Annotated in this window: 18 protein-coding genes; 7 read left to right on the top strand and 11 right to left on the bottom strand. The window is 61.1% G+C overall.

Annotation, left to right across the window (positions count from 1 at the left end; genetic code table 11):
* Window positions 1–597 (top strand): hypothetical protein, encoded by a 597-nt coding sequence (locus MU516_RS15825; RefSeq protein WP_101459780.1) that lies wholly within the window; start codon window positions 1–3, stop codon window positions 595–597.
* Window positions 598–624: 27 nt separating this feature from the next.
* Here the strand turns inward: MU516_RS15825 and MU516_RS15820 are convergent, their stop codons facing one another.
* On the bottom strand, window positions 625–1,896 hold the full coding sequence (locus tag MU516_RS15820) for a tyrosine-type recombinase/integrase (RefSeq protein ID WP_260278246.1): 1,272 nt from the start codon (window positions 1,894–1,896) through the stop codon (window positions 625–627).
* A 654-nt stretch (window positions 1,897–2,550) separates the two neighbouring features.
* On the opposite strand from MU516_RS15820, the gene MU516_RS15815 reads away from it, so the two are divergent.
* The 4 genes from MU516_RS15815 to MU516_RS15800 all read left to right on the top strand — a co-directional run bounded on the left by MU516_RS15815 (window position 2,551) and on the right by MU516_RS15800 (window position 5,953).
* Complete coding sequence (locus tag MU516_RS15815; RefSeq protein ID WP_260278245.1) at window positions 2,551–4,047, top strand: multicopper oxidase family protein; 1,497 nt, start codon at window positions 2,551–2,553, stop codon at window positions 4,045–4,047.
* A 13-nt stretch (window positions 4,048–4,060) separates the two neighbouring features.
* Entirely contained in the window at window positions 4,061–4,675 is a 615-nt protein-coding gene (locus MU516_RS15810) for a DsbA family protein (protein WP_260278244.1), read from the top strand.
* A gap of 24 nt (window positions 4,676–4,699) precedes the next feature.
* Window positions 4,700–5,221, top strand: a complete 522-nt coding sequence (locus MU516_RS15805) for a DUF305 domain-containing protein (protein ID WP_425606869.1) — start codon at window positions 4,700–4,702, stop codon at window positions 5,219–5,221.
* An 81-nt stretch (window positions 5,222–5,302) separates the two neighbouring features.
* Window positions 5,303–5,953, top strand: coding sequence for a L,D-transpeptidase (locus MU516_RS15800; protein WP_260278243.1), 651 nt, complete (start codon window positions 5,303–5,305; stop codon window positions 5,951–5,953).
* Between the two features lie 27 nt (window positions 5,954–5,980).
* On the opposite strand, the gene MU516_RS15795 is transcribed toward MU516_RS15800, so the two are convergent.
* From MU516_RS15795 to MU516_RS15775, 5 genes are all read right to left on the bottom strand, one after another.
* The gene (locus MU516_RS15795) at window positions 5,981–6,253 is read right to left on the bottom strand and encodes a hypothetical protein (RefSeq protein WP_260278242.1); all 273 of its coding nucleotides are present in this window, start codon (window positions 6,251–6,253) and stop codon (window positions 5,981–5,983) included.
* 38 nt (window positions 6,254–6,291) lie between these two features.
* On the bottom strand, window positions 6,292–6,747 hold the full coding sequence (locus MU516_RS15790) for a c-type cytochrome (RefSeq protein WP_260278241.1): 456 nt from the start codon (window positions 6,745–6,747) through the stop codon (window positions 6,292–6,294).
* A 3-nt stretch (window positions 6,748–6,750) separates the two neighbouring features.
* Window positions 6,751–7,230 carry a DUF411 domain-containing protein gene (locus MU516_RS15785; protein WP_260278240.1) on the bottom strand — a complete coding sequence of 160 codons (480 nt, stop codon included), beginning with the start codon at window positions 7,228–7,230 and terminating at the stop codon, window positions 6,751–6,753.
* A 93-nt stretch (window positions 7,231–7,323) separates the two neighbouring features.
* Window positions 7,324–7,647, bottom strand: coding sequence for a hypothetical protein (locus MU516_RS15780; RefSeq protein ID WP_260278239.1), 324 nt, complete (start codon window positions 7,645–7,647; stop codon window positions 7,324–7,326).
* Entirely contained in the window at window positions 7,647–7,928 is a 282-nt protein-coding gene (locus tag MU516_RS15775) for a metal-sensitive transcriptional regulator (protein ID WP_101459771.1), read from the bottom strand. Before MU516_RS15775 ends, MU516_RS15780 begins: the two co-directional genes overlap by 1 nt.
* A 100-nt stretch (window positions 7,929–8,028) precedes the next feature.
* Between MU516_RS15775 and MU516_RS15770 the strand changes: the two genes are divergently transcribed.
* Window positions 8,029–10,392 (top strand): heavy metal translocating P-type ATPase, encoded by a 2,364-nt coding sequence (locus MU516_RS15770; RefSeq protein WP_260278238.1) that lies wholly within the window; start codon window positions 8,029–8,031, stop codon window positions 10,390–10,392.
* Between the two features lie 64 nt (window positions 10,393–10,456).
* Here the strand turns inward: MU516_RS15770 and MU516_RS15765 are convergent, their stop codons facing one another.
* A complete protein-coding gene (locus MU516_RS15765; protein ID WP_260278237.1) occupies window positions 10,457–11,065 on the bottom strand; it encodes a methyltransferase family protein in 609 nt (202 codons plus the stop codon).
* 4 nt (window positions 11,066–11,069) lie between these two features.
* Window positions 11,070–13,343, bottom strand: a complete 2,274-nt coding sequence (locus MU516_RS15760; RefSeq protein WP_260278236.1) for a heavy metal translocating P-type ATPase — start codon at window positions 13,341–13,343, stop codon at window positions 11,070–11,072.
* 88 nt (window positions 13,344–13,431) lie between these two features.
* Between MU516_RS15760 and MU516_RS15755 the strand changes: the two genes are divergently transcribed.
* A complete protein-coding gene (locus tag MU516_RS15755; RefSeq protein ID WP_260278235.1) occupies window positions 13,432–13,872 on the top strand; it encodes a MerR family transcriptional regulator in 441 nt (146 codons plus the stop codon).
* A gap of 459 nt (window positions 13,873–14,331) precedes the next feature.
* On the opposite strand, the gene MU516_RS15750 is transcribed toward MU516_RS15755, so the two are convergent.
* From MU516_RS15750 to MU516_RS15740, 3 genes are all read right to left on the bottom strand, one after another.
* Entirely contained in the window at window positions 14,332–15,546 is a 1,215-nt protein-coding gene (locus MU516_RS15750; protein WP_260278234.1) for a phospholipase D family protein, read from the bottom strand.
* A 152-nt stretch (window positions 15,547–15,698) separates the two neighbouring features.
* On the bottom strand, window positions 15,699–16,946 hold the full coding sequence (locus MU516_RS15745) for a three-Cys-motif partner protein TcmP (RefSeq protein WP_260278233.1): 1,248 nt from the start codon (window positions 16,944–16,946) through the stop codon (window positions 15,699–15,701).
* Between the two features lie 15 nt (window positions 16,947–16,961).
* Window positions 16,962–17,738: a DUF5131 family protein gene (locus MU516_RS15740; protein ID WP_260278232.1), complete on the bottom strand. Its 777-nt coding sequence runs from the start codon at window positions 17,736–17,738 to the stop codon at window positions 16,962–16,964.
* Window positions 17,739–17,822: the final 84 nt, after the last annotated feature.

Genomic DNA, 17,822 nt, shown 5'->3' with positions numbered 1-17,822 from the left:
ATGGGATTGCCGCAACGCACGTTTTTCACGGTTCAGGAAGTTGCGATCAGATGGGATTGCAGCCTCGACGATCTGGCGGGTTGGGCCATCAACGGAAAGCCCGAGGTCGTCATGGCGATCGAGCCGATCCAGCAGAACGGGACGATTCTGTCAGGGCTGGTCGTGGTGCCCGTGGTCGATATCCTCAGCATGTTCCGGCGCTGGGCCAGCGGGCCGCAACGCCGCGTGATCCGGCGGGTTCGACCAATTGGCCAGAAGGACTGGGTGATGATCGCGGATCCCGAAAATCACATCACCGTCGAACCCTCCGACCTGCTGATCCTCGCGAGTGAGGTTTACGAGTTCGAGATTGCCCACGGTCTCGCCAAGCGCGCGGCAGATCCGGGCGGTGCGCCATCCCGCTATGACTGGGAAGGTCTTTATATCTCGCAGATGGTCCGTCTGCACGAGGATGGCCTGCCTGCAACGCAGGGTGAATGGGTTGCGGAAGTTCAGGACTGGTTCGCAAAGACCTCTCCGGGTCGCGAGATACCTGATGAGAGTACGATCCGAAGGCGACTGACCCCGATCTGGCGGGCGCTGCGGGAAACCCCATAGCGCCCGTTGCGAGAGGCCGACGTTTGGTCAGGCGCTTTTGCGCGCCTGATCATCTTGCGCCCCGGCATCATGCACCAGCACCGGCTTTGGCCGGAAGGCGCTGGCCACGGCATCGACCCCGGCGCGCAGCGGCGAGTCCATCAGATGGGCATAGCGCGCAGTGGTCTGCGTCTGGCTGTGACCCAAGAGCTTTCCGATCATTTCCAGTGACGCACCGCCACTGACCAGTAGCGAGGCGAAGGTGTGGCGCAAGTCGTGAATGCGGACATCGGGAATGTTCACCTGCTTCTGGATCTGATGCCAGAAGCGGCGGATTTCCTTCACAGGCTGGCCGGGCACATCGCCCGGAAACAGGTATGAGCAGCCGCGCGGCACCAGCAGTTGCCTTTGGCGAACAATGGCTGCGGCTTCGTCCGAGATCGGCAGCCGGTGAATCCTGCGCTGCTTGGTCATGCTGGCGGGCTTTGACCAGCTCAGATGTTCAAGGTTGAAATGCTCGAACCGCGCCTGCCGGACCTCGCCGACCCGCGCGCCGGTCAGCATACAGAGCCGGATGATATCCGCTGCGCGCCGATCCTCGGCCGCGTCCAGCGCGGTAGCAAGCTTCCGGATTTCGTCCTGCGACAGAAACCGCTCGCGCGGATTCTCGATCCGGCGGCGGAAGCCAGAGGCCGGGTTATCCTCCCGCCAGCCCCAGCCCTGCGCATAGGTGAACATCTTTCGAAGCACCTCACCGACGCGGTTGGCGCGCACCGGCGTCGGCTTTGCGCCCTGCAGCTTCCTTGCCCGGTTGTTCGGCTTTGCCTTATGGGGACGACACCGGCCCTCGGCGATCCGGTTCAGCAGCTTTTCGACATCATAGGGCGTGATTTCCGTGATGAGCCTGTTGTTCCAGTCCGGCCCGACCAGCTTGGTCAGCATGGAGCGCTGATCGGACGCATTGGTCTTCGCCAGATTGGGCAGATGCACCTCGGTATAGCGGTCAACCAGATCCTTGAACCGGGGCGCCTCACGCCCGTCCTTCTTCGCGCCCAGCGGATCGCCCCCGGCATCGATATCGCGGCGCAACTCCTTGGCCCGTTCCCGCGCGGCAGCCGTCGACCATTCCGGCCAGCGCCCCAACGTCATCCGCCGCTGGCGTCCGGCATGGCGGTAATCCAGCGTGAAGGCCCGGTTGCCGGAACGGTAGATGCAGATGGCAAACCCCCGCACCTCGCTGTCAAAAATCTGATAGTCCCGGCCCGGTTCCGGTGCCGCCTCCCGCACCGTTTTTTCGTTTAACCTCAATCGCTTCACCATGCCCAGCGCCTCCTTCTTGCATCCCACATGAGGCTCAGCCTCGCGCGTATGGCAAGTCATACATCAGCGCCAGGACCGGCAGGGAGGCGGAAGGTGGCAGAACCTAGGGGGAGGGCTGCCGGTCAATGGCTCAGAAGGGAAAAACCTACACCCTCTGTTGATTACTCCTTGAATTGCAACGAGAGCCTGTCCTGCTTATTGTCAAGCTAGTTTCATAGGTTCCAACTCAACCACATGATGTGCCGCGCGATATGTTCTGTGCTTGTTGTTCTGCTCGTGTTGGCGGGCACGACGGAGCATGGGCAAAGTGCTGGCCCAGCCGGACTGCCAACCGATCACGTTGTCGCTTCGATCAGCCATCCCGGCGATACAACCGGGCATGAGCACGGTTATTCAGGAGAGCCTTCTCGGCACGATATGACCGATGCCTGTGCGATTGTATGTGTCGGCACACCTACGCCCTGGCTTGCTGCCGCGCAACTTGCGCCTGTTGAGACCGAGCATTCGCTGAAATGGCACTCTATAGCAGTGACACGTGAGGGCCGTCTGGTCGGCCCCGGATACCGCCCTCCGAAATCCATCTGAACACTTGCTTGCCGCACCTTTGAAGGTGCCGAACATGGTTCGCCCTACGGGATCTGATGGATTATTCATATGACTTGCACACTGAATCGCCGCGGCTTTCTGACCGCATCCGCTGCCATGGCCGCAGCTTTTGTCATCCCGCGCGCGGGCTTTGCGCAGCCAGCCGCGCTGGCATTGCAGGCAACGACGCGCACGCTTGACATCGATGGCCGCGCCGCCACTGTTTTCGGGCTGATCAACGGCAACGGAACGCCCGGGCTGATTCTGGACCCCGGCCAGCGTTTCCTTCTGGACCTGACCAACGATCTGACCGAGCCGACGATCATTCATTGGCATGGACAGATCCCGCCGAACGCGCAGGACGGCGTTCCCGATATGCCGATGCCGCTGCTGCAGCCAGGAGAGACGCGTGGCTATGATTTTGAGGCCGCAGCAGGCACGCACTGGATGCACAGCCATGTGCCCATTCAGGAGATGCAGTTACTGGCCGCACCCCTGATCGTCCGCCGCCCCGGGGATCGGCGAGCTGATCGGCAAGAGGTCACCATGTTCCTGCATGACTTTTCATTCCGCTCGCCGGAAGAGGTGCTGGACGAAATTCGCTCGGGAAAGGGGCATGAAGAGGCCGCCGAAGCCGAAATGTCGCAACCAGCCGATCCTCATGCCGGTCATGACATGGGCGATGGTATGGCCATGAACGGGATGTCGGAAATGGGCGGCATGTCCATGTCCGGTATGGCCGGGATGCAGATGGACCTCAACGATTTCGATTTCGACGCTTATCTGGCGAATGACCGCACCCTGGGCGACCCCGAGGTCGTGCAGGTGGAAAAGGGTGGCCACATCCTTTTGCGGGTCATCAATGGGGCTGCTGCCACGGTGTTCTGGATCGACAGCGGCGAGGTACCAGGCCGGCTTGTCGCGGTGGATGGCCAGCCGGTGCAGCCCTTGCCGGGAACACGCTTCGGTCTGGCCATGGGTCAGCGCCTGGATATCGAACTTGACCTGCCCGCCGGAGGCGGCGCCTGGCCGATCCTTGCTCTGCGCGAAGGCGCGCATGAGCGCACCGGCCTTATCCTTGCCACTTCTGGCGCCAACGTGCCGGTCATTCTCGGAATGGCCGACGATGCGGCACCTGCATTCGATATCGACCTTGCGCAGGAAGCCGCCTTGCGGGCCGTTGCTCCGCTGACGGAACGTGCTGCCGATGCCTCACCCATGGTGATGCTGGGCGGGCAGATGCAGCCCTATCGCTGGACCATCAATGACCGTGTGTTCGAGGACCGAATTCCGGTTGCGGCCAAATCGGGTCAGCGGGTCGAGATCATGTTTCACAACATGTCGATGATGGGCCATCCGATGCATCTGCACGGCCATCATTTTCAGGTCGTCGCCCTCAATGGCAAGCGGTTCGCCGGTGCTTTGCGCGACACGGTCTATGTGCCGCCCATGTCAATGGTCACGGTGGCGCTGGATGCGGGCGAGGCGGCGGAGTGGATGCTGCATTGTCACCACATGCCGCATCTTGCCAGCGGCATGATGACGACTTTCTCGGTCTCGGCGTGAGGGGGGAAGCACCATGTATCAGCGACGCATGATCCTGACCCTGGCACTCGCGGCTCCGACGATGGCCATTGCTCCTCGTCTGGCGTGGGCCGGGCATTCGCTGCCACCCCAATTCCGCAGGCAGCTTGAACATGACGCGAATGCGCCGATCTTTGGCAATCCTGAGGGCAATGCGACACTGATCGAGTTCTTCGATTACAACTGCCAATTCTGCCGCGCGATGATGCCGGTGGTGGATGCTGTGTTAGGAGCCGATTCCGGCTTGCGAATGGTGATGCGGGAATGGCCGGTTTTTGGCGAGGGTTCGGTTTTCGCGGCCCGCGCGGCGCTGGCGTCACGCAAGCAGGGCCGCTACGCCGACTTTCATCGCGTCCTGTTGAGTCAGAAACCCCGGGCCGAAAGGGCCAGCGTCCTGCGTGTCGCGCGATCCATGGGTTTAGACACTCAGCAGTTGCAGCGCGATATGGGCGGCCTGGAGATTGCCCAACATATCCAGAAGTCCAATGCGCTGGCCGAGGCGATGGGGCTTGTCGGCACACCCACCTTCATCGCCGGATCGGATTCGCGCTTTGGCGCCATTTCGTCAGCGAAACTGGCCGAACTTGTCGCCGCCGCGCGGCGCAACTGACATATTTCACGAAAGGACAACGTCATGGATCATTCTGATCAACACAACAGCCACGGAAGCCTGAGCGGCGGAAGCTATGGCCGTTTTGCGGCGATGATCGTCACCTCGACGGTCATCATGTTCGGGTTGATGTATCTGAACAGCTGGGCGATCGATCACGTCTTTTTCAGCCAGACCCGGATGTGGATGGCGCTCTACATGGGCGGTGCCATGGCGCTGATCATGTTGGCCTTCATGCTGGGGATGTATCGCAGTCCGCGTGCCAATTTGATCGTCGCGGGCGTTTCGATTCTGGCATTTGCGCTTGGCCTGTTTCTGGTCCGCAGTCAGGCAACGGTCGATGATACCGCCTGGATGAAGGCGATGATTCCGCATCATTCCATTGCGATCCTGACATCCACCCGTGCGGATATCTCGGATCCTCGCGTCCGGGCGCTGGCGGACAGCATCATCGAGGCGCAGACTCTGGAAATCGCGGAGATGAAGGCGCTGATCGCCGATCTGGAAGGCGGGCCAGCGGCGACGCCAGAGGTCGATGGGCGCTGAAGATTCGGCACGGCAATCGCAGAAGTCGCTGCGCTTGCCGCTTCCATCTGAAGATACAAGGAAAGGACAAGGAGCAATCACATGCTGACACGCAGACATTTCATCCGCACGACGACGGCGCTGTTTTCGGCGGCCGCCGCCACGCCGGTCATGGCCTCAACCTGGCCCGACACGGCGCAAAAGGCCGCTTGGGATGCCGAGGTCGAGGCCGGTGGTCCCAATCCCTGGGGACTGCACGCGCGTTACCTGCCGCAGCGAGTCACTGCGAACGCAGGGCTGGTGCCGGGCGACATTCATGTCGATGCGGTGGCCCGATACCTTTATCACATCGAAGAGGGCGGCACGGCGATGCGTTACGGCGTGGCCATCGGCAGGGGCGATCTTTACGAGCCGGGCACCTATACGATCAAACGCAAGGCCGAATGGCCGCATTGGACCCCGACGCGCAACATGATCGAGCGCGAACCCGAGGTCTATGCGCAATATGAGGACGGCATGGAACCCGGCCCTCGGAACGCTCTGGGTTCGCGTGCGCTGTATCTCTATCTCGGCGACCGCGATACCTATCTGCGCATTCACGGCACGCCGTTTCCAACCTCGATCGGCAGCCGCGCCAGTTCCGGCTGCGTCCGCATGGTCATGGCCCACATCAACGAACTGTATCCGCGGGTCCAGATCGGCGCGACCGCATATCTCTATTCGCCGGTAGGCAGCGTGTCGGCCGTCAGCTAGTCGCGTGCCTTCCGGTAATGCCTGGCGTCAGGACGCGCGCACGTTGCAGATCTGGTTGCCGTTCGCGGCGCGCAGCGGCACCAGCGTCGTTTCGACCGGCCCGGCGTGATAATACCAGTAGCAATCGTCCGCCGGGTCAAGCCGTGCCGTCGTCAGGTCCTGATTGGGGCCGGCGACGGCGACGACTTCGTCCGGGATCGGATAGGGGGACGCGGCCTCGGCTGCGACGTCGGGCGCCTGAGCCGCGCATCCGGCGAGGACCAGAAGCGTCAAGGATATGGCGGCGGTTCTTTTCTGCATGGGAAACTCCTTGGCTATCTTGGTGACACGCCGGGTTGTCAAGGCGCGCTGTTGCTGGTCATGCGGCTCTGGATTGCGCGCTCCCGTTCGGGCCAGGTCGATTTGATATAGGCCAGAACTGCGGCGATTTCGGCGTCACTCATGACATCGCCGAAACCGGGCATGTCGCTTTCATACCCATCGCCGACCACGGCGGCCGTGCCGTCGCGAATGATCCGTTCCAGCAGCGGGTCGGCGTGATGCCATGTGTGGCCGGTCTCGTCATGCGGGGGCGCCGGATAGCGGCCATTTTCCAGCGGGGTCTGCCAGTCCGGCTGGCCTTCCAGATCGGCGCCGTGGCAACTGGCGCAGTTTTCGGCGTAGAGCCGCTGGCCAAGCGCGATCACGGCCTGATCCTGCGCGGCTGTCTCAGTCGCCGCGCTGCCGCGCCAGAGGATCAGGATCGCAGCGGCCAGCCCGACCGCTGCGATGAGGATGAGTGCGTTGCGCGTCATCTGCTACCCGTCCAGCGGAAAGGCGCGCCCATCGCCGGCAATGCCGCCCCAGGCGATGACCTCGGCGGTGGCCTCGACCCCGCCGCCCATTCCCGGCGATCCGGCGGGCATCCCCGGCACGGCGATCCCGGTGATGTCGGGGCGCTTTTCCAGAAGCTGCCTTATGGCCGCGAAGGGCACATGGCCCTCGACGATATAGCCGCTGATCCGGGTCGTGTGGCAGGACCACAGGTTTTCGGGCACAGCGGCGTCGCGCTTCATGCCGACATAATCGCTGGTTTCGGTCGTCTCGACCTCGAACCCCGCCTCGATGGCCAGATCGGCCCAGGCGCCGCAGCAGCCGCAGCCGGGGTCCTTGGTGATGCTCAGCAGGTTCGGCTTTTCGTCCGAACCGATGGTGGCAAAGGCAAGTGTAGAGGTTGTCGACAGCATCGCTGCGACCGCAAGGATCGCCCCGCGACGCGAGAAATTGGGATTGCTCATTTCTGATGTCCTTCAGGATATTACGCGCCGTAGGGTCATTCGCCCCTCTCGTCGCGCAGTTGATCGGCTTGTGGCCCCTCGGGCCATGTGGCGTCAGAGAGCAGCGGATCGCGGAGGGGGCCGCGGCAAGCGCGGCCTGGCGGTTTTCATATCTTGCAGCGGGGGAAAGTGTCGGATTCGGCGTGACAAGCGGGCCGCGTTGGACGTGATTTCGGCATTGCCGATGTCGGCACAGGCCGCACAGTCGCCATGTGGAGAATCCGGCTGCGTGGTGCAGCATTCATGCGCGACTGGCGACGCGGATGTTTCGGCCGTCGAGGCCATCGACGATGCCTCCGCCGAGGCGGCGCCGGTCAGGGCCAGTGGCATCGTCACCGCCAGCATGACGACAAGCAGCGCCGACAGCAGGAACCGCATCAGTCGCGCACCTTTTCCATCAGTTCGACGACCTCGCGGAACATCACCCGCTGACGGTCCTGATCGCCGGATTGGATCGCGTCTTCCATGCAGCTTCGCGCGTGATCCTCGATCAGCAAGCGTTCGACGCCGCGCAGGGCAGACCGGATGGCGGCGGTCTGGTTCAGGATGTCGACGCAATAGCGCCCATCCTCGACCATGCGCGAGACGCCCTGCACCTGACCGTTCAGGCGGGAAAGCCGCTTCAGGATCGCGTCTCGGTTCTGCTTGTCATGCGCCAAGGAGGGCTCCGATCTTCAACATCCGCGGCTTGTGCTATACCCTCAAGGGGTATAGAGCAAGCCTGATATACCCCCTATAGGTATCTGCCGGGAGAGAGTCATGGACCACAAGCACGATCATTCGCATGGGCATCACGATCACGGGACACACGGTGGCGCACAGGCACAGGCTGATTCCGGCAAGGCCATCGATCCGGTTTGCGGGATGCAGGTGAAGATAAAGCCCGAGGCCCGGCACCGCGACTATGAGGGACAGACCTTCTATTTCTGCTCGGACGGGTGCCAGTCTAAATTCGACGGCGATCCGTGGTTCTACGCCTCGGGCGCGGCGGCCAAGGTCGAAAAAACCGCCCCGGCGGGCACGCAATGGACCTGCCCGATGCATCCCGAGATCGTCCGCGACGAACCCGGCGCCTGCCCGATCTGCGGCATGGCCTTGGAGCCGATGATTCCCTCGGACGAACCCAGCCATGAACTGACCGATTTCACCCGGCGGCTCTGGGTCAGCGTGGCCGCTGCGGTGCCGTTGTTGATCCTGACGATGGGCGAGATGGTGGGCATTCCGGTCCGCGACTGGATCGGGCACCGCACCGCCGTCTGGCTGGAGTTCCTGCTGGCCACGCCCATCGTGCTCTGGGCGGCGCGGCCCTTCTTTCAGCGCGGGTTGGATTCCTTCAAAAATCGCTCGCCGAACATGTGGACGTTGATCTCGCTGGGTGTCGGCGCGGCCTATCTCTATTCGCTCTCCGCCACCTTCCTGCCGGGAATCTTTCCCGAGGAATACCGAATGGGCGAGGTCGTCGGCACCTATTACGAAGCAGCCGTGGTCATTGTGGCGCTGGTCTTCGTCGGGCAGGTCCTGGAACTGCGGGCTCGGGAACGCACCGGCGATGCGATCCGGGCGCTGCTGGATCTGGCGCCCAAGACTGCCCGACGTATCCTGCCCGATGGTACGGAATACGATGCACCGCTGGAAAACATCATGGCGGGCGACATGCTGCGCGTGCGGCCTGGCGACAGCGTGCCGGTCGATGGCGAGGTGGTCGAGGGCCGCTCTTCCGTCGATGAAAGCATGATCACCGGCGAGCCGGTGCCGGTCGAGAAGACCGAGGGCGACCGCGTGACCGGCGGCACGATTAATAAGAACGGCACGCTGGCGATCCGCGCCACCGATGTCGGCGCCGACACGGTCCTGTCGCAGATCGTCCAGATGGTCGCCGGCGCGCGACGTTCCAAAGCGCCGATTCAGGGGCTGGCCGACCGGGTTTCGGCGATTTTTGTGCCGGCGGTGGTGGTGATCGGCATTCTGGCCTTTGTCGTCTGGCTGATCTTTGGCCCCAGCCCGTCCTATGTATTCGCCATTGCCTCGGCGGTTTCGGTGCTGATCATCGCTTGTCCCTGTGCGCTTGGGCTGGCGACGCCGATTTCCATCACCACGGCGGCGGGGCGCGGCGCGCAGGCCGGCGTGCTCGTCAAGAATGCCGAGGCGCTGGAACTGATGGCAGATGTGGACACGCTGATCGTCGACAAGACCGGCACGCTGACCGAAGGCAAGCCGGCCCTGACCGATGTGACCAGCTTCGGCGACGTGCCCGAGGATGAGTTGCTGGCTGCTGCCGCTGCGCTGGAACGCGCCTCCGAACACCCGCTGGCTGAGGCGATTGTCGAAGGCGCGAAATCGCGTGGGTTGAGCCTTGGCAATGGCGAGGAGTTCGAGGCCATCACCGGCAAGGGGGTGATCGGCAAGGTCGATGGCCGGGATGTGGCGCTTGGCAATAATGCGCTGATGACATCGCTCGGCATCGACTGCGACACGGGCGAGAAGACCGCCGATCGCCTGCGCGGCGAGGGCAAGACCGCCATGTTCGTGGCGCTGGATGGCGGGCTGGCCGGTCTGGTCGCCGTGGCCGACCCGATCAAATCCACCGCCGAGGCGGCAATACGTGACCTGCACGATCTGGGCATCAAGGTGATCATGGCAACCGGCGACAATGAGCGCACGGCGCTGGCCGTGGCAAGCCGCTTGGGCATCCACGAGGTCCGCGCCGGGATGTTGCCCGAGGGAAAGAAGGATCTGATCGACGGGCTGCGCGGTAAGGGGAACAAGGTCGCCATGGCGGGGGACGGGGTAAACGACGCACCAGCGCTGGCTGCGGCGGATGTCGGTATCGCCATGGGCACCGGCGCCGATGTGGCGGTCGATAGCGCAGGGCTGACCCTGCTGGGCGGCGACCTGACCGGCATTGTCCGCGCCCGCAAGCTCGCCGTGGCCACCATGCGCAATATCCGACAGAACCTGTTCTTCGCCTTCATCTACAATGCCGCCGGCATCCCGGTTGCGGCGGGGCTGCTCTATCCGATCTTTGGCCTGCTGCTGTCGCCGATGATCGCTGCAGCGGCCATGTCGCTGTCCTCGGTTTCTGTCATCGCCAATGCGCTGCGGCTGAAACGGGTCGAGCTGTGATCCGTCCGGACATTCGCAAGTGGCATAATTGATCGTGTGATTCAGGTAATTGGTCGAGAAGAGATTATGGTAGCCCGATCCAGCGCGGAACAGATGCCGCGTATGCGTCATACTCTGCCCCCAGGGCTTGCCGAAGGACGTCCTCCTCGGACCGGACCTGCGCCGTGGCCGACCACAGAAACAGCAGCGGCGCGAGAAGTGTCGGCAGCGAAGGAATGGCAAGGGCTGTGCCAAGAAGCAGGATGAACTGCCCGAAAAAGGCCGGGTTGCGGCTGAACCGATAGAGCCCGCCCGAGACAAGCGCACCCGTGGCACCTTCAGCGACACCCACCCGCCATGAAGCGCCCATCGACATCTGCGCAGCAAAGGCAACCATCGCGCCGATGCCGGCCAGAAACACACCGACCCCGCCAAGCGCCAGCGCCTGTCCTTCGGTCCAGAAGGGGTCAAGGTTATGCAGCGTGGGAAAGGCACCCCACAGCAGTGGCCCCAGAAGCGCCAAAGCGAAGGCCGCCCGAAAGCCCAGCGCCGCCCACCAGTCGCGCCGTTTCGCCCGCGAGAACAGCCAGACCGGCCGCCCGGCGGCTCGCGCCGCCATGGCATTGCCGAAAAAGAAAAGCATGAGGTAAGCGGCAAGCAGGGCAAGCACCGCCCAACCGAAAGCGGAAATCACGGCGTCATGCCTCGCGTTCAGGATTGAAGCGCAACAGCCGTAGCGCGTTCAGCGTAACCAGAACCGTCGCCCCGGTATCGGCCATGATCGCGATCCACAGCCCGGTGATCCCCAGAACCGAGGTCACAAGAAACACCGCCTTAAGCCCCAGCGCGATGGTGATGTTCTGGCGGATATTTCCCATGGCCGTGCGGGCAAGCCGGATCTGCGCGGGGATGTCCGTGACCCGGTCGCGAAGGATCGCGGCATCTGCGGTTTCCAGCGCCACATCCGTGCCTGATCCCATGGCCACGCCGATGCTTGCCTGTTTCAGTGCCGGCGCGTCGTTGATGCCGTCCCCGATCATCATCACGCCGCCTTGCTCGCCCATTTCACGGATCGCGGTTAGCTTGTCTTCAGGCATCATGTCGGCCCGAAACTCCATGCCCAGCCCGCCGGCGATCGCGGCCGCCGTGCGCGGATTGTCCCCGGTCAGGATGACGGAGGTCACGCCCATCTCTGTCAGTTGACGAATCGCTTCGGCTGCGTCCTGTCTTGGCTCATCGCGCATGGCGATCAGGCCGAGCGGGGTCTTTTCGCGGAAGACGGCGACAGCGGTCTTGCCATCTTCCTCAAATGCCGTGGCAAGCTGCAGGTCAGACTGGTCGATCCCGCCATTTTCCAGCGCATACCGCGGCGAGGTGACCCAAGCGGAGGCGTCGCCAACCGTGGCGATCACCCCTTTGCCCAACAGTGCTTTCGCATCGCGTGACGGCAGCGCTTCGATGCCCGCCTCATCGGCCTTGGTCAGGATGGCGACGGCCAGCGGGTGGCTGGAGCCGGTTTCGACCCCCGCCGCCACTGCCAGCAACTCGGCCTCGGTCGTCGCGCCGAAAGCGACAACATCCGTCACCACCGGACGCCCATGAGTCAGGGTGCCGGTCTTGTCGAAGGCGACACGGGATACATTGGCCGCCGCCTCGATCACCGCACCGCCCTTCATCAGCATCCCGCGCCGTGCGCCCGTGGACAGCGCCGAGGCGATTGAGGCCGGAACCGAGATGACCAGCGCGCAGGGGCAGCCGATCAGCAGCAGCGCCAGACCGCGATAGATCCAAGTGTCCCAAGGTTGGCCAAATGCCAGCGGCGGCACCAGAACAACCAGCGCCGCGACAGTAACGATAGCGGGCATGTACCAGCGGCTGAAGCGGTCGATGAAGCGTTCAGTCGGCGCGCGCGCGACCTCAGCCTCTTCCACCAGCCGGATGATGCGGGCGATTGTGTTATCCTCTGCAGCTTTGGTGACGGTCACGCGTAGCGCGGCCTCGGTATTGATCGAGCCGGCGAAGACCGGGTCGCCCGGCCCCTTGGTGACAGGAACACTTTCGCCGGTAACGGGGCTGTCATCTACGCCCGAGGTGCCCTCGGCAATCTCGCCATCTGCGGGGATGCGGTCGCCCGGACGGACAAGCACCATTTGCCCGACAGCAAGGCTTGATGCCGGGACTTCCTGCGTTGTCCCGTTTGCCAACAGCAGCGCTGTCTTGGGAACCAGATCGGCAAGCGCGCGGATGCCATCGCGCGCCTTGCCGGCTGCCACACCCTCCAGCACTTCGCCAACCGCGAACAGGAACACTACCAATGCCGCCTCTTCCGCAGCATCGATGAACAAGGCGCCAATGGCCGCGACCGTCATCAGGCTTTCGATTGTAAAGGGCTGACCCAGACGCAGAGCTGCAAAGGCGCGTTTCGCAACCGGCGCCACGCCGATCAGACAGGCCGCGACGAAAGCCCATTTGCCGACCTGCGGCGCCAGCAATTCGATGATCCAGGCGACACCCAGAAGGATCGCGGTAAAGATTACCAGCTTGCCCTTGCGGGTCTGATACCATCGCTTGCCGCGGTCGGCAGGGTCGTCATGCACATGGCCAGGGCTGCCATGACCGCTGTCGTCACGCGCCGCTGCGGCGGCATCATTCCGATCATGGTCATGGTCATGGTCATGGCCATCTGCCGGCGCATCGCTCATGGCGGGCATGACAAAGTCCTTCTTCGCCCCTGCCGCGCGCGGCGCGATTCCATAACCAAGCAATTTCACCACCTTTTCGACCTTGTCGCGATCGGTCTGTGTTTCGTCCAGCGTCAGGCGAAGCCGTTCCGTCATGATGCCAATTTCAACGCCGCTGACGCCCGGCAGGCGTGTCACGGCATCCTTGATCTTGGTCGCACAGGATCCACAATCCATGCCCGAGACTGTCCAGTCGCAGGCTGTTCCGCTGTTGGGATCTGTAGTTGTCATGTCGTTATCCTCGCCCCGGATCCGGAAGTTGCCTTCATCGATTCGAGAACCTAATGTCTCTAGTAACTAGAGCTTCAAGGGGAATCTCATGCTGACGATTGGAAAGTTGGGTGCGTCTGCCGGTGTGAAGGTGCCGACGATCCGTTATTACGAGCAGATCGGTCTTTTGCCCGAGGCTGAACGCAGTGCGGGAAACCAGCGGCTTTACAGTCAAAAGGCGCTGGAACGGCTGGCCTTCATCCGCCACGCGCGCGATCTGGGTTTCACGCTGGAGGCGATCCGTGACCTGCTCAGCCTGTCGGACCAGCCTGACCAGCCCTGCGCGGCGGCCGACGCCATCGTCATCGCGCAACTGGCCGAGGTTGAAAGTCGTCTTGCGCGGCTGGGCGCGCTCAAGGTCGAACTGCAACGTATTCTGACGCAATGCGCGGGAGGCAAAATAGCGAACTGCCGCGTCATCGAAGCATTGGGCGACCATTCGCTTTGCGCGACCGATCATCGTTACCCTGGCCTCGGGGCGACAATCTGATCTTAGCCAAATCGATGGAGAGCCGGACGAAATTTTGTCAAGTCAAACTTGCACTTTCGTCGCTGCGTTCGTGCGGGATCACGTTCTGCGTGATCATATAGCGAAATGGATGGTACTGAAAATTGCTCACCTCAACGCCACATCAACCTTTGGCTGCAGTTTTCGTGCAGGTTGTGCTGTCAAAAGCCGCTCAATGCGGTCGAACGCCGGAATGGAAATCGCGAAAAATCAAACGGTTACTTTGTAAGATGCTGAATTCGTTAGGTTTCCGATTTTCCCTTCTGATCGGCTCATAACCTGAAGGTCGTAGGTTCAAATCCTACCCCCGCAACCAAAAAATCAAGCAAGATCAAATACTTGTATGCTGACGGAAACAGTCAGACATCCACATCCCCAGTTTACATCAACGCCACATCAACGCTGGATGAGACGGGTACCGCTTGTCTTCAGAAGATGCAGTCATTCATTGGTCGGCTTATAATAGATGGCGTCAAGCATGGCGACGCGGGCGTCCCAAAGCTCGGTGTCACGCCCGGCTGGCCGCTCGACTGTATACCAAGGTGCTTGCCTAATAGGCTCGATCACGCGGTCCCAATAGTTTTCGAGCTTGATCGTTGTCGGCGCGAAGTTGAGCGCCTTGGCGAGGCCCGACCTGTTGCCGCCGTTTACACAAACGAAAACATCAGGGCGCTTCATGGCGAGCAACCGGGTTGCCGGTGCCAGCCGCGCCACCCGTGAGGAATTCGAAAATGCGGCTGTGAAGGCCACGATATAGTCGTTGAATTGGATCTCGGTGACGTTACCACGGCGGGGTATCGCATCTAGCGCGGCAGCAAGAGCGCCGTCTTTGATGCCGATCAGTTTAGCAAATGTACCGGCTCCTCCCATCGAGCCGAACCAGCCCCAATCAAGATTGGTCAAGCCCTCTGCCTCGGCTTCATTTTTGCCGAGCACACCCGCGATACCCTTGGCCTCAGCAGCCGACACATTCGCGAAGGAGGGAGTGCGCGATAAGATCTGTTGAATGGAGCGTATGAGGAGCATGCGCTTCTTGAAGTCATGATACTCATCGCGACGGGCGAACTTAACGAACTCAGACCATTCCATTGTAGCGAGCGGCGAGTTAACCCGCGTCCACCCTTTTCGATCATCCGGCAGGATGGGGTTCTTCGGCCTCGACTTGCCTGCAGCTGCCTTGGCCTGACGACGATAGCTATCGGCAAGCACGGACGTAATGGTGAGGCGAAGCGGCGCGTAGGCGTTGATTTGGTTGCGTACCTGTACGAAAAAGGGATTGTCTCTCGCCCCCTTCGCGTGGACGCCAACCTCGAAATTCGGACCCAACCCGCCCCTCGTGAAATTGGCACTGCCGACGATTGCTTCAGCCTTTTGCCCCGTCTCAAAGTAAAATATCTTAGGATGGAAGCAGCCCGGTCGATTCCTTGCGACAAAGGCGTTAGGAACATCGACGAGGCGATCGATGAGCGCGGCCTCCGTTGCAGAGAAGTCGACACCCAGAAGAACTGACTCAAACTTGTCGCTATGGGCGAGGAGTTCCTCTGCGACGGCCGTGATACCGCCCCAAGCAACCGCGACCGAAATTTTGTCATGCTTGCGGATGAGCGCTGAAAGTTTGCGCGCCGTCGACGTTGAGTTTACCAGAGATATCTGCATGCTTCGCTTCGGTTCCATATTTCACTTGAGGCTAAGCGGATGGCGATGAAGTCTTGGGCTCTTGTAAGCTCACACTGCTGCTGCCGACCTCACCCTGATCCTAAGATTCGTTGCTAAAGTGGGCGCGACCACCTCTTTGCGCACGGCAGAGCTCATAACCTCTTCATTGGCTGCCAAAGCGGAAAGAAGCTCGGTTGTGGCTTCAGCTTGATGAAATCATTAGCCTTGATTTGCCCCGCTGCTCGCCGTTTTCCCCCTCGCGGGGTGATCACCTCAAGGTCGGGGTTTTCTACCAAGGCATAGTTCACGTCATCTGAGTGAGCGGGCGTCTCATTGTAGATTCCTTCCCTGAATAACTGAACAGGCAGTATATCCCCGAACAGAGAAACGCGGCCCGGAATATCCAGCAACAGTTGATTGCGCGCATCTTCCCGGCCATCTTCGGTGAATAAATAGAGCTTACCTTCATGCTCAGGATTGTATGTCAGCATCTTCAAGCCGGAACGCCCGAAATGCGCTTGTGCGGTGCTGTTTGCATGCAGGACGTTATTATAGGCTTCGCGTGCCCTATGAGAGTTAGCGAAATGGATCAGCCAGTACTCCCAGCCCTCTGGATTGTTGATCGAGAATGGGCTGACGTAGGGCGCACAGGCCTGATAGGTCTGGAAAACGATTCTCTCGGCTGTTCCTAACCATTCACGCTTCGACTTGAGCCCGCCCAAATCTCCTATATCCGCCCTGCTTAAACCAAGCGGTCGAAGTTGCCGCAGAAGCCGTTCCTCGTCCTGTTTCTGCAAAAAAGCGATCAGCGAACTGATCATAAAGGTGAAGAAGATCTCGGCAGATGCGAAAGAGCGCATGATGTCGACAATGGTCGACTGATAGACATGGCTGGTCCCACACTGGTCGAGATTGAAAATGACGTTCTGATACGGACTGTTGGCCAGCTGTTGCCGGATGATCGGATAGGCCTTGGCAAATTTATGATTGAGATACTCAATACGAACGTGGAGGCGCGGCGACGTGCTTTTGATATCAGCTTCAAGTGGAGCAACATTTGTCTTGAGCATTTCAACGACATCCCGCTTGGCATCGTTGAAAATCAAGAGACAATCCAGATCCAGCGCCTTGAGACCGTTGGCCGCGCGCTCTATGTTGAAAGCATGAACGGCCTCCTTCAGCACCTCAAGAAAGATGATGGGCGATCCCGGCTCACCGTCCTTGTACCTGCCGCCCCCTGAAAAGCCGTCAACGACGGCCAGCCTAAATACGCTTTGCTGGGGGTGCTGGCAGCGGATCCGGAGGTAGTCCGAAAAATACTCGCGAATTACCTTGTGCTTGCGCCTTGTGTGGTTGTCGAGTTCAGCTCCGGTTAGCCAGGCATAAGGCTTCTCGGCCATGACTATTCCCGAGACTCAAGCTGGTGCAGAGGCAGGCATTTCGTCCCAGGTGCGTCCTCTGTATTCCCTGCCGTTGGCTTTCTTGGATCTCTTCTTGTTGTCCGCACCCCACGTGCCCCACTGCTTGAAGAAAAAGGCTGTATCATACTTTGCACACTGATCGTGAATATCATCAATCCATTCTTCGCGCAGCGGGCGTGCGGCGCGGCCACTTTCGCCACCGACGATGGCCCAATGGATACCATTGAGATTAACTTCGCCCACGGGGCCAATGAGAGGTTCGAAGGAAATAAACCGAATAGCTGCAGGGATTTTTTTAAGATCATCGATACGGTGCCGTACGGACGCAGACTCAACACTCGTCCCCAGCCAGACGTTGGGCAAAACTACCTCAATTAACGAAGATACGACCGCGAGCATCCGGTCCGGGCGTTTTGTCAGAATCTGATAGTGATGGTGCGGCGTCCGACGCATGACCTCCCAAACCGCCAGGATAAAGTCGTCGCTTACAGCGTCATGGAACAGATCGCTCATGGAGTTGACGAAAACCTTGCGTGGCTTGCGCCAACGCAAGGGAATTTCCAAGGCGGCACGATCCTCACGGACGACGCCATTCCAGATGACGCGCTTGCCGCTCCGGCGCGTCAGACCTTGGTATTTCTCGACGCCCATCGCCTCCAAGCGGCGCGCCATCTCCATCGCATAGCAGTTTTTGCATCCTTCGCTGAGGATGTTGCACCCTGCGACGGGATTCCAAGTTGCATCGGTCCATTCGATCTGTGTTTCGGCCATATCGGAACCTGCGGGTCAGTCTGCTTCAGAAGATACACGGTGACACCGCCAAAGCCAGACGGTTGGCGGCTTTGATGTGCGGCA

It is taken from the genome of Paracoccus maritimus, assembly GCF_025195095.1.
Classification (GTDB): Bacteria; Pseudomonadota; Alphaproteobacteria; order Rhodobacterales; family Rhodobacteraceae; genus Paracoccus; species Paracoccus maritimus.
Note: the sequence above shows the minus strand (reverse complement) of the source record. Positions and strands in the feature narration are given on the sequence as shown.

Bases quoted from the DNA above. Each gene is read 5' to 3' on its own strand.
- MU516_RS15825 (WP_101459780.1), top strand. From the start codon at position 1: ATGGGATTGCCGCAACGCACGTTTTTCACGGTTCAGGAAGTTGCGATC.
- MU516_RS15820 (WP_260278246.1), bottom strand. From the start codon at position 1,896: ATGGTGAAGCGATTGAGGTTAAACGAAAAAACGGTGCGGGAGGCGGCA.
- MU516_RS15815 (WP_260278245.1), top strand. From the start codon at position 2,551: ATGACTTGCACACTGAATCGCCGCGGCTTTCTGACCGCATCCGCTGCC.
- MU516_RS15810 (WP_260278244.1), top strand. From the start codon at position 4,061: ATGTATCAGCGACGCATGATCCTGACCCTGGCACTCGCGGCTCCGACG.
- MU516_RS15805 (WP_425606869.1), top strand. From the start codon at position 4,700: ATGGATCATTCTGATCAACACAACAGCCACGGAAGCCTGAGCGGCGGA.
- MU516_RS15800 (WP_260278243.1), top strand. From the start codon at position 5,303: ATGCTGACACGCAGACATTTCATCCGCACGACGACGGCGCTGTTTTCG.
- MU516_RS15795 (WP_260278242.1), bottom strand. From the start codon at position 6,253: ATGCAGAAAAGAACCGCCGCCATATCCTTGACGCTTCTGGTCCTCGCC.
- MU516_RS15790 (WP_260278241.1), bottom strand. From the start codon at position 6,747: ATGACGCGCAACGCACTCATCCTCATCGCAGCGGTCGGGCTGGCCGCT.
- MU516_RS15785 (WP_260278240.1), bottom strand. From the start codon at position 7,230: ATGAGCAATCCCAATTTCTCGCGTCGCGGGGCGATCCTTGCGGTCGCA.
- MU516_RS15780 (WP_260278239.1), bottom strand. From the start codon at position 7,647: ATGCGGTTCCTGCTGTCGGCGCTGCTTGTCGTCATGCTGGCGGTGACG.
- MU516_RS15770 (WP_260278238.1), top strand. From the start codon at position 8,029: ATGGACCACAAGCACGATCATTCGCATGGGCATCACGATCACGGGACA.
- MU516_RS15760 (WP_260278236.1), bottom strand. From the start codon at position 13,343: ATGACAACTACAGATCCCAACAGCGGAACAGCCTGCGACTGGACAGTC.
- MU516_RS15755 (WP_260278235.1), top strand. From the start codon at position 13,432: ATGCTGACGATTGGAAAGTTGGGTGCGTCTGCCGGTGTGAAGGTGCCG.
- MU516_RS15750 (WP_260278234.1), bottom strand. From the start codon at position 15,546: ATGCAGATATCTCTGGTAAACTCAACGTCGACGGCGCGCAAACTTTCA.
- MU516_RS15745 (WP_260278233.1), bottom strand. From the start codon at position 16,946: ATGGCCGAGAAGCCTTATGCCTGGCTAACCGGAGCTGAACTCGACAAC.
- MU516_RS15740 (WP_260278232.1), bottom strand. From the start codon at position 17,738: ATGGCCGAAACACAGATCGAATGGACCGATGCAACTTGGAATCCCGTC.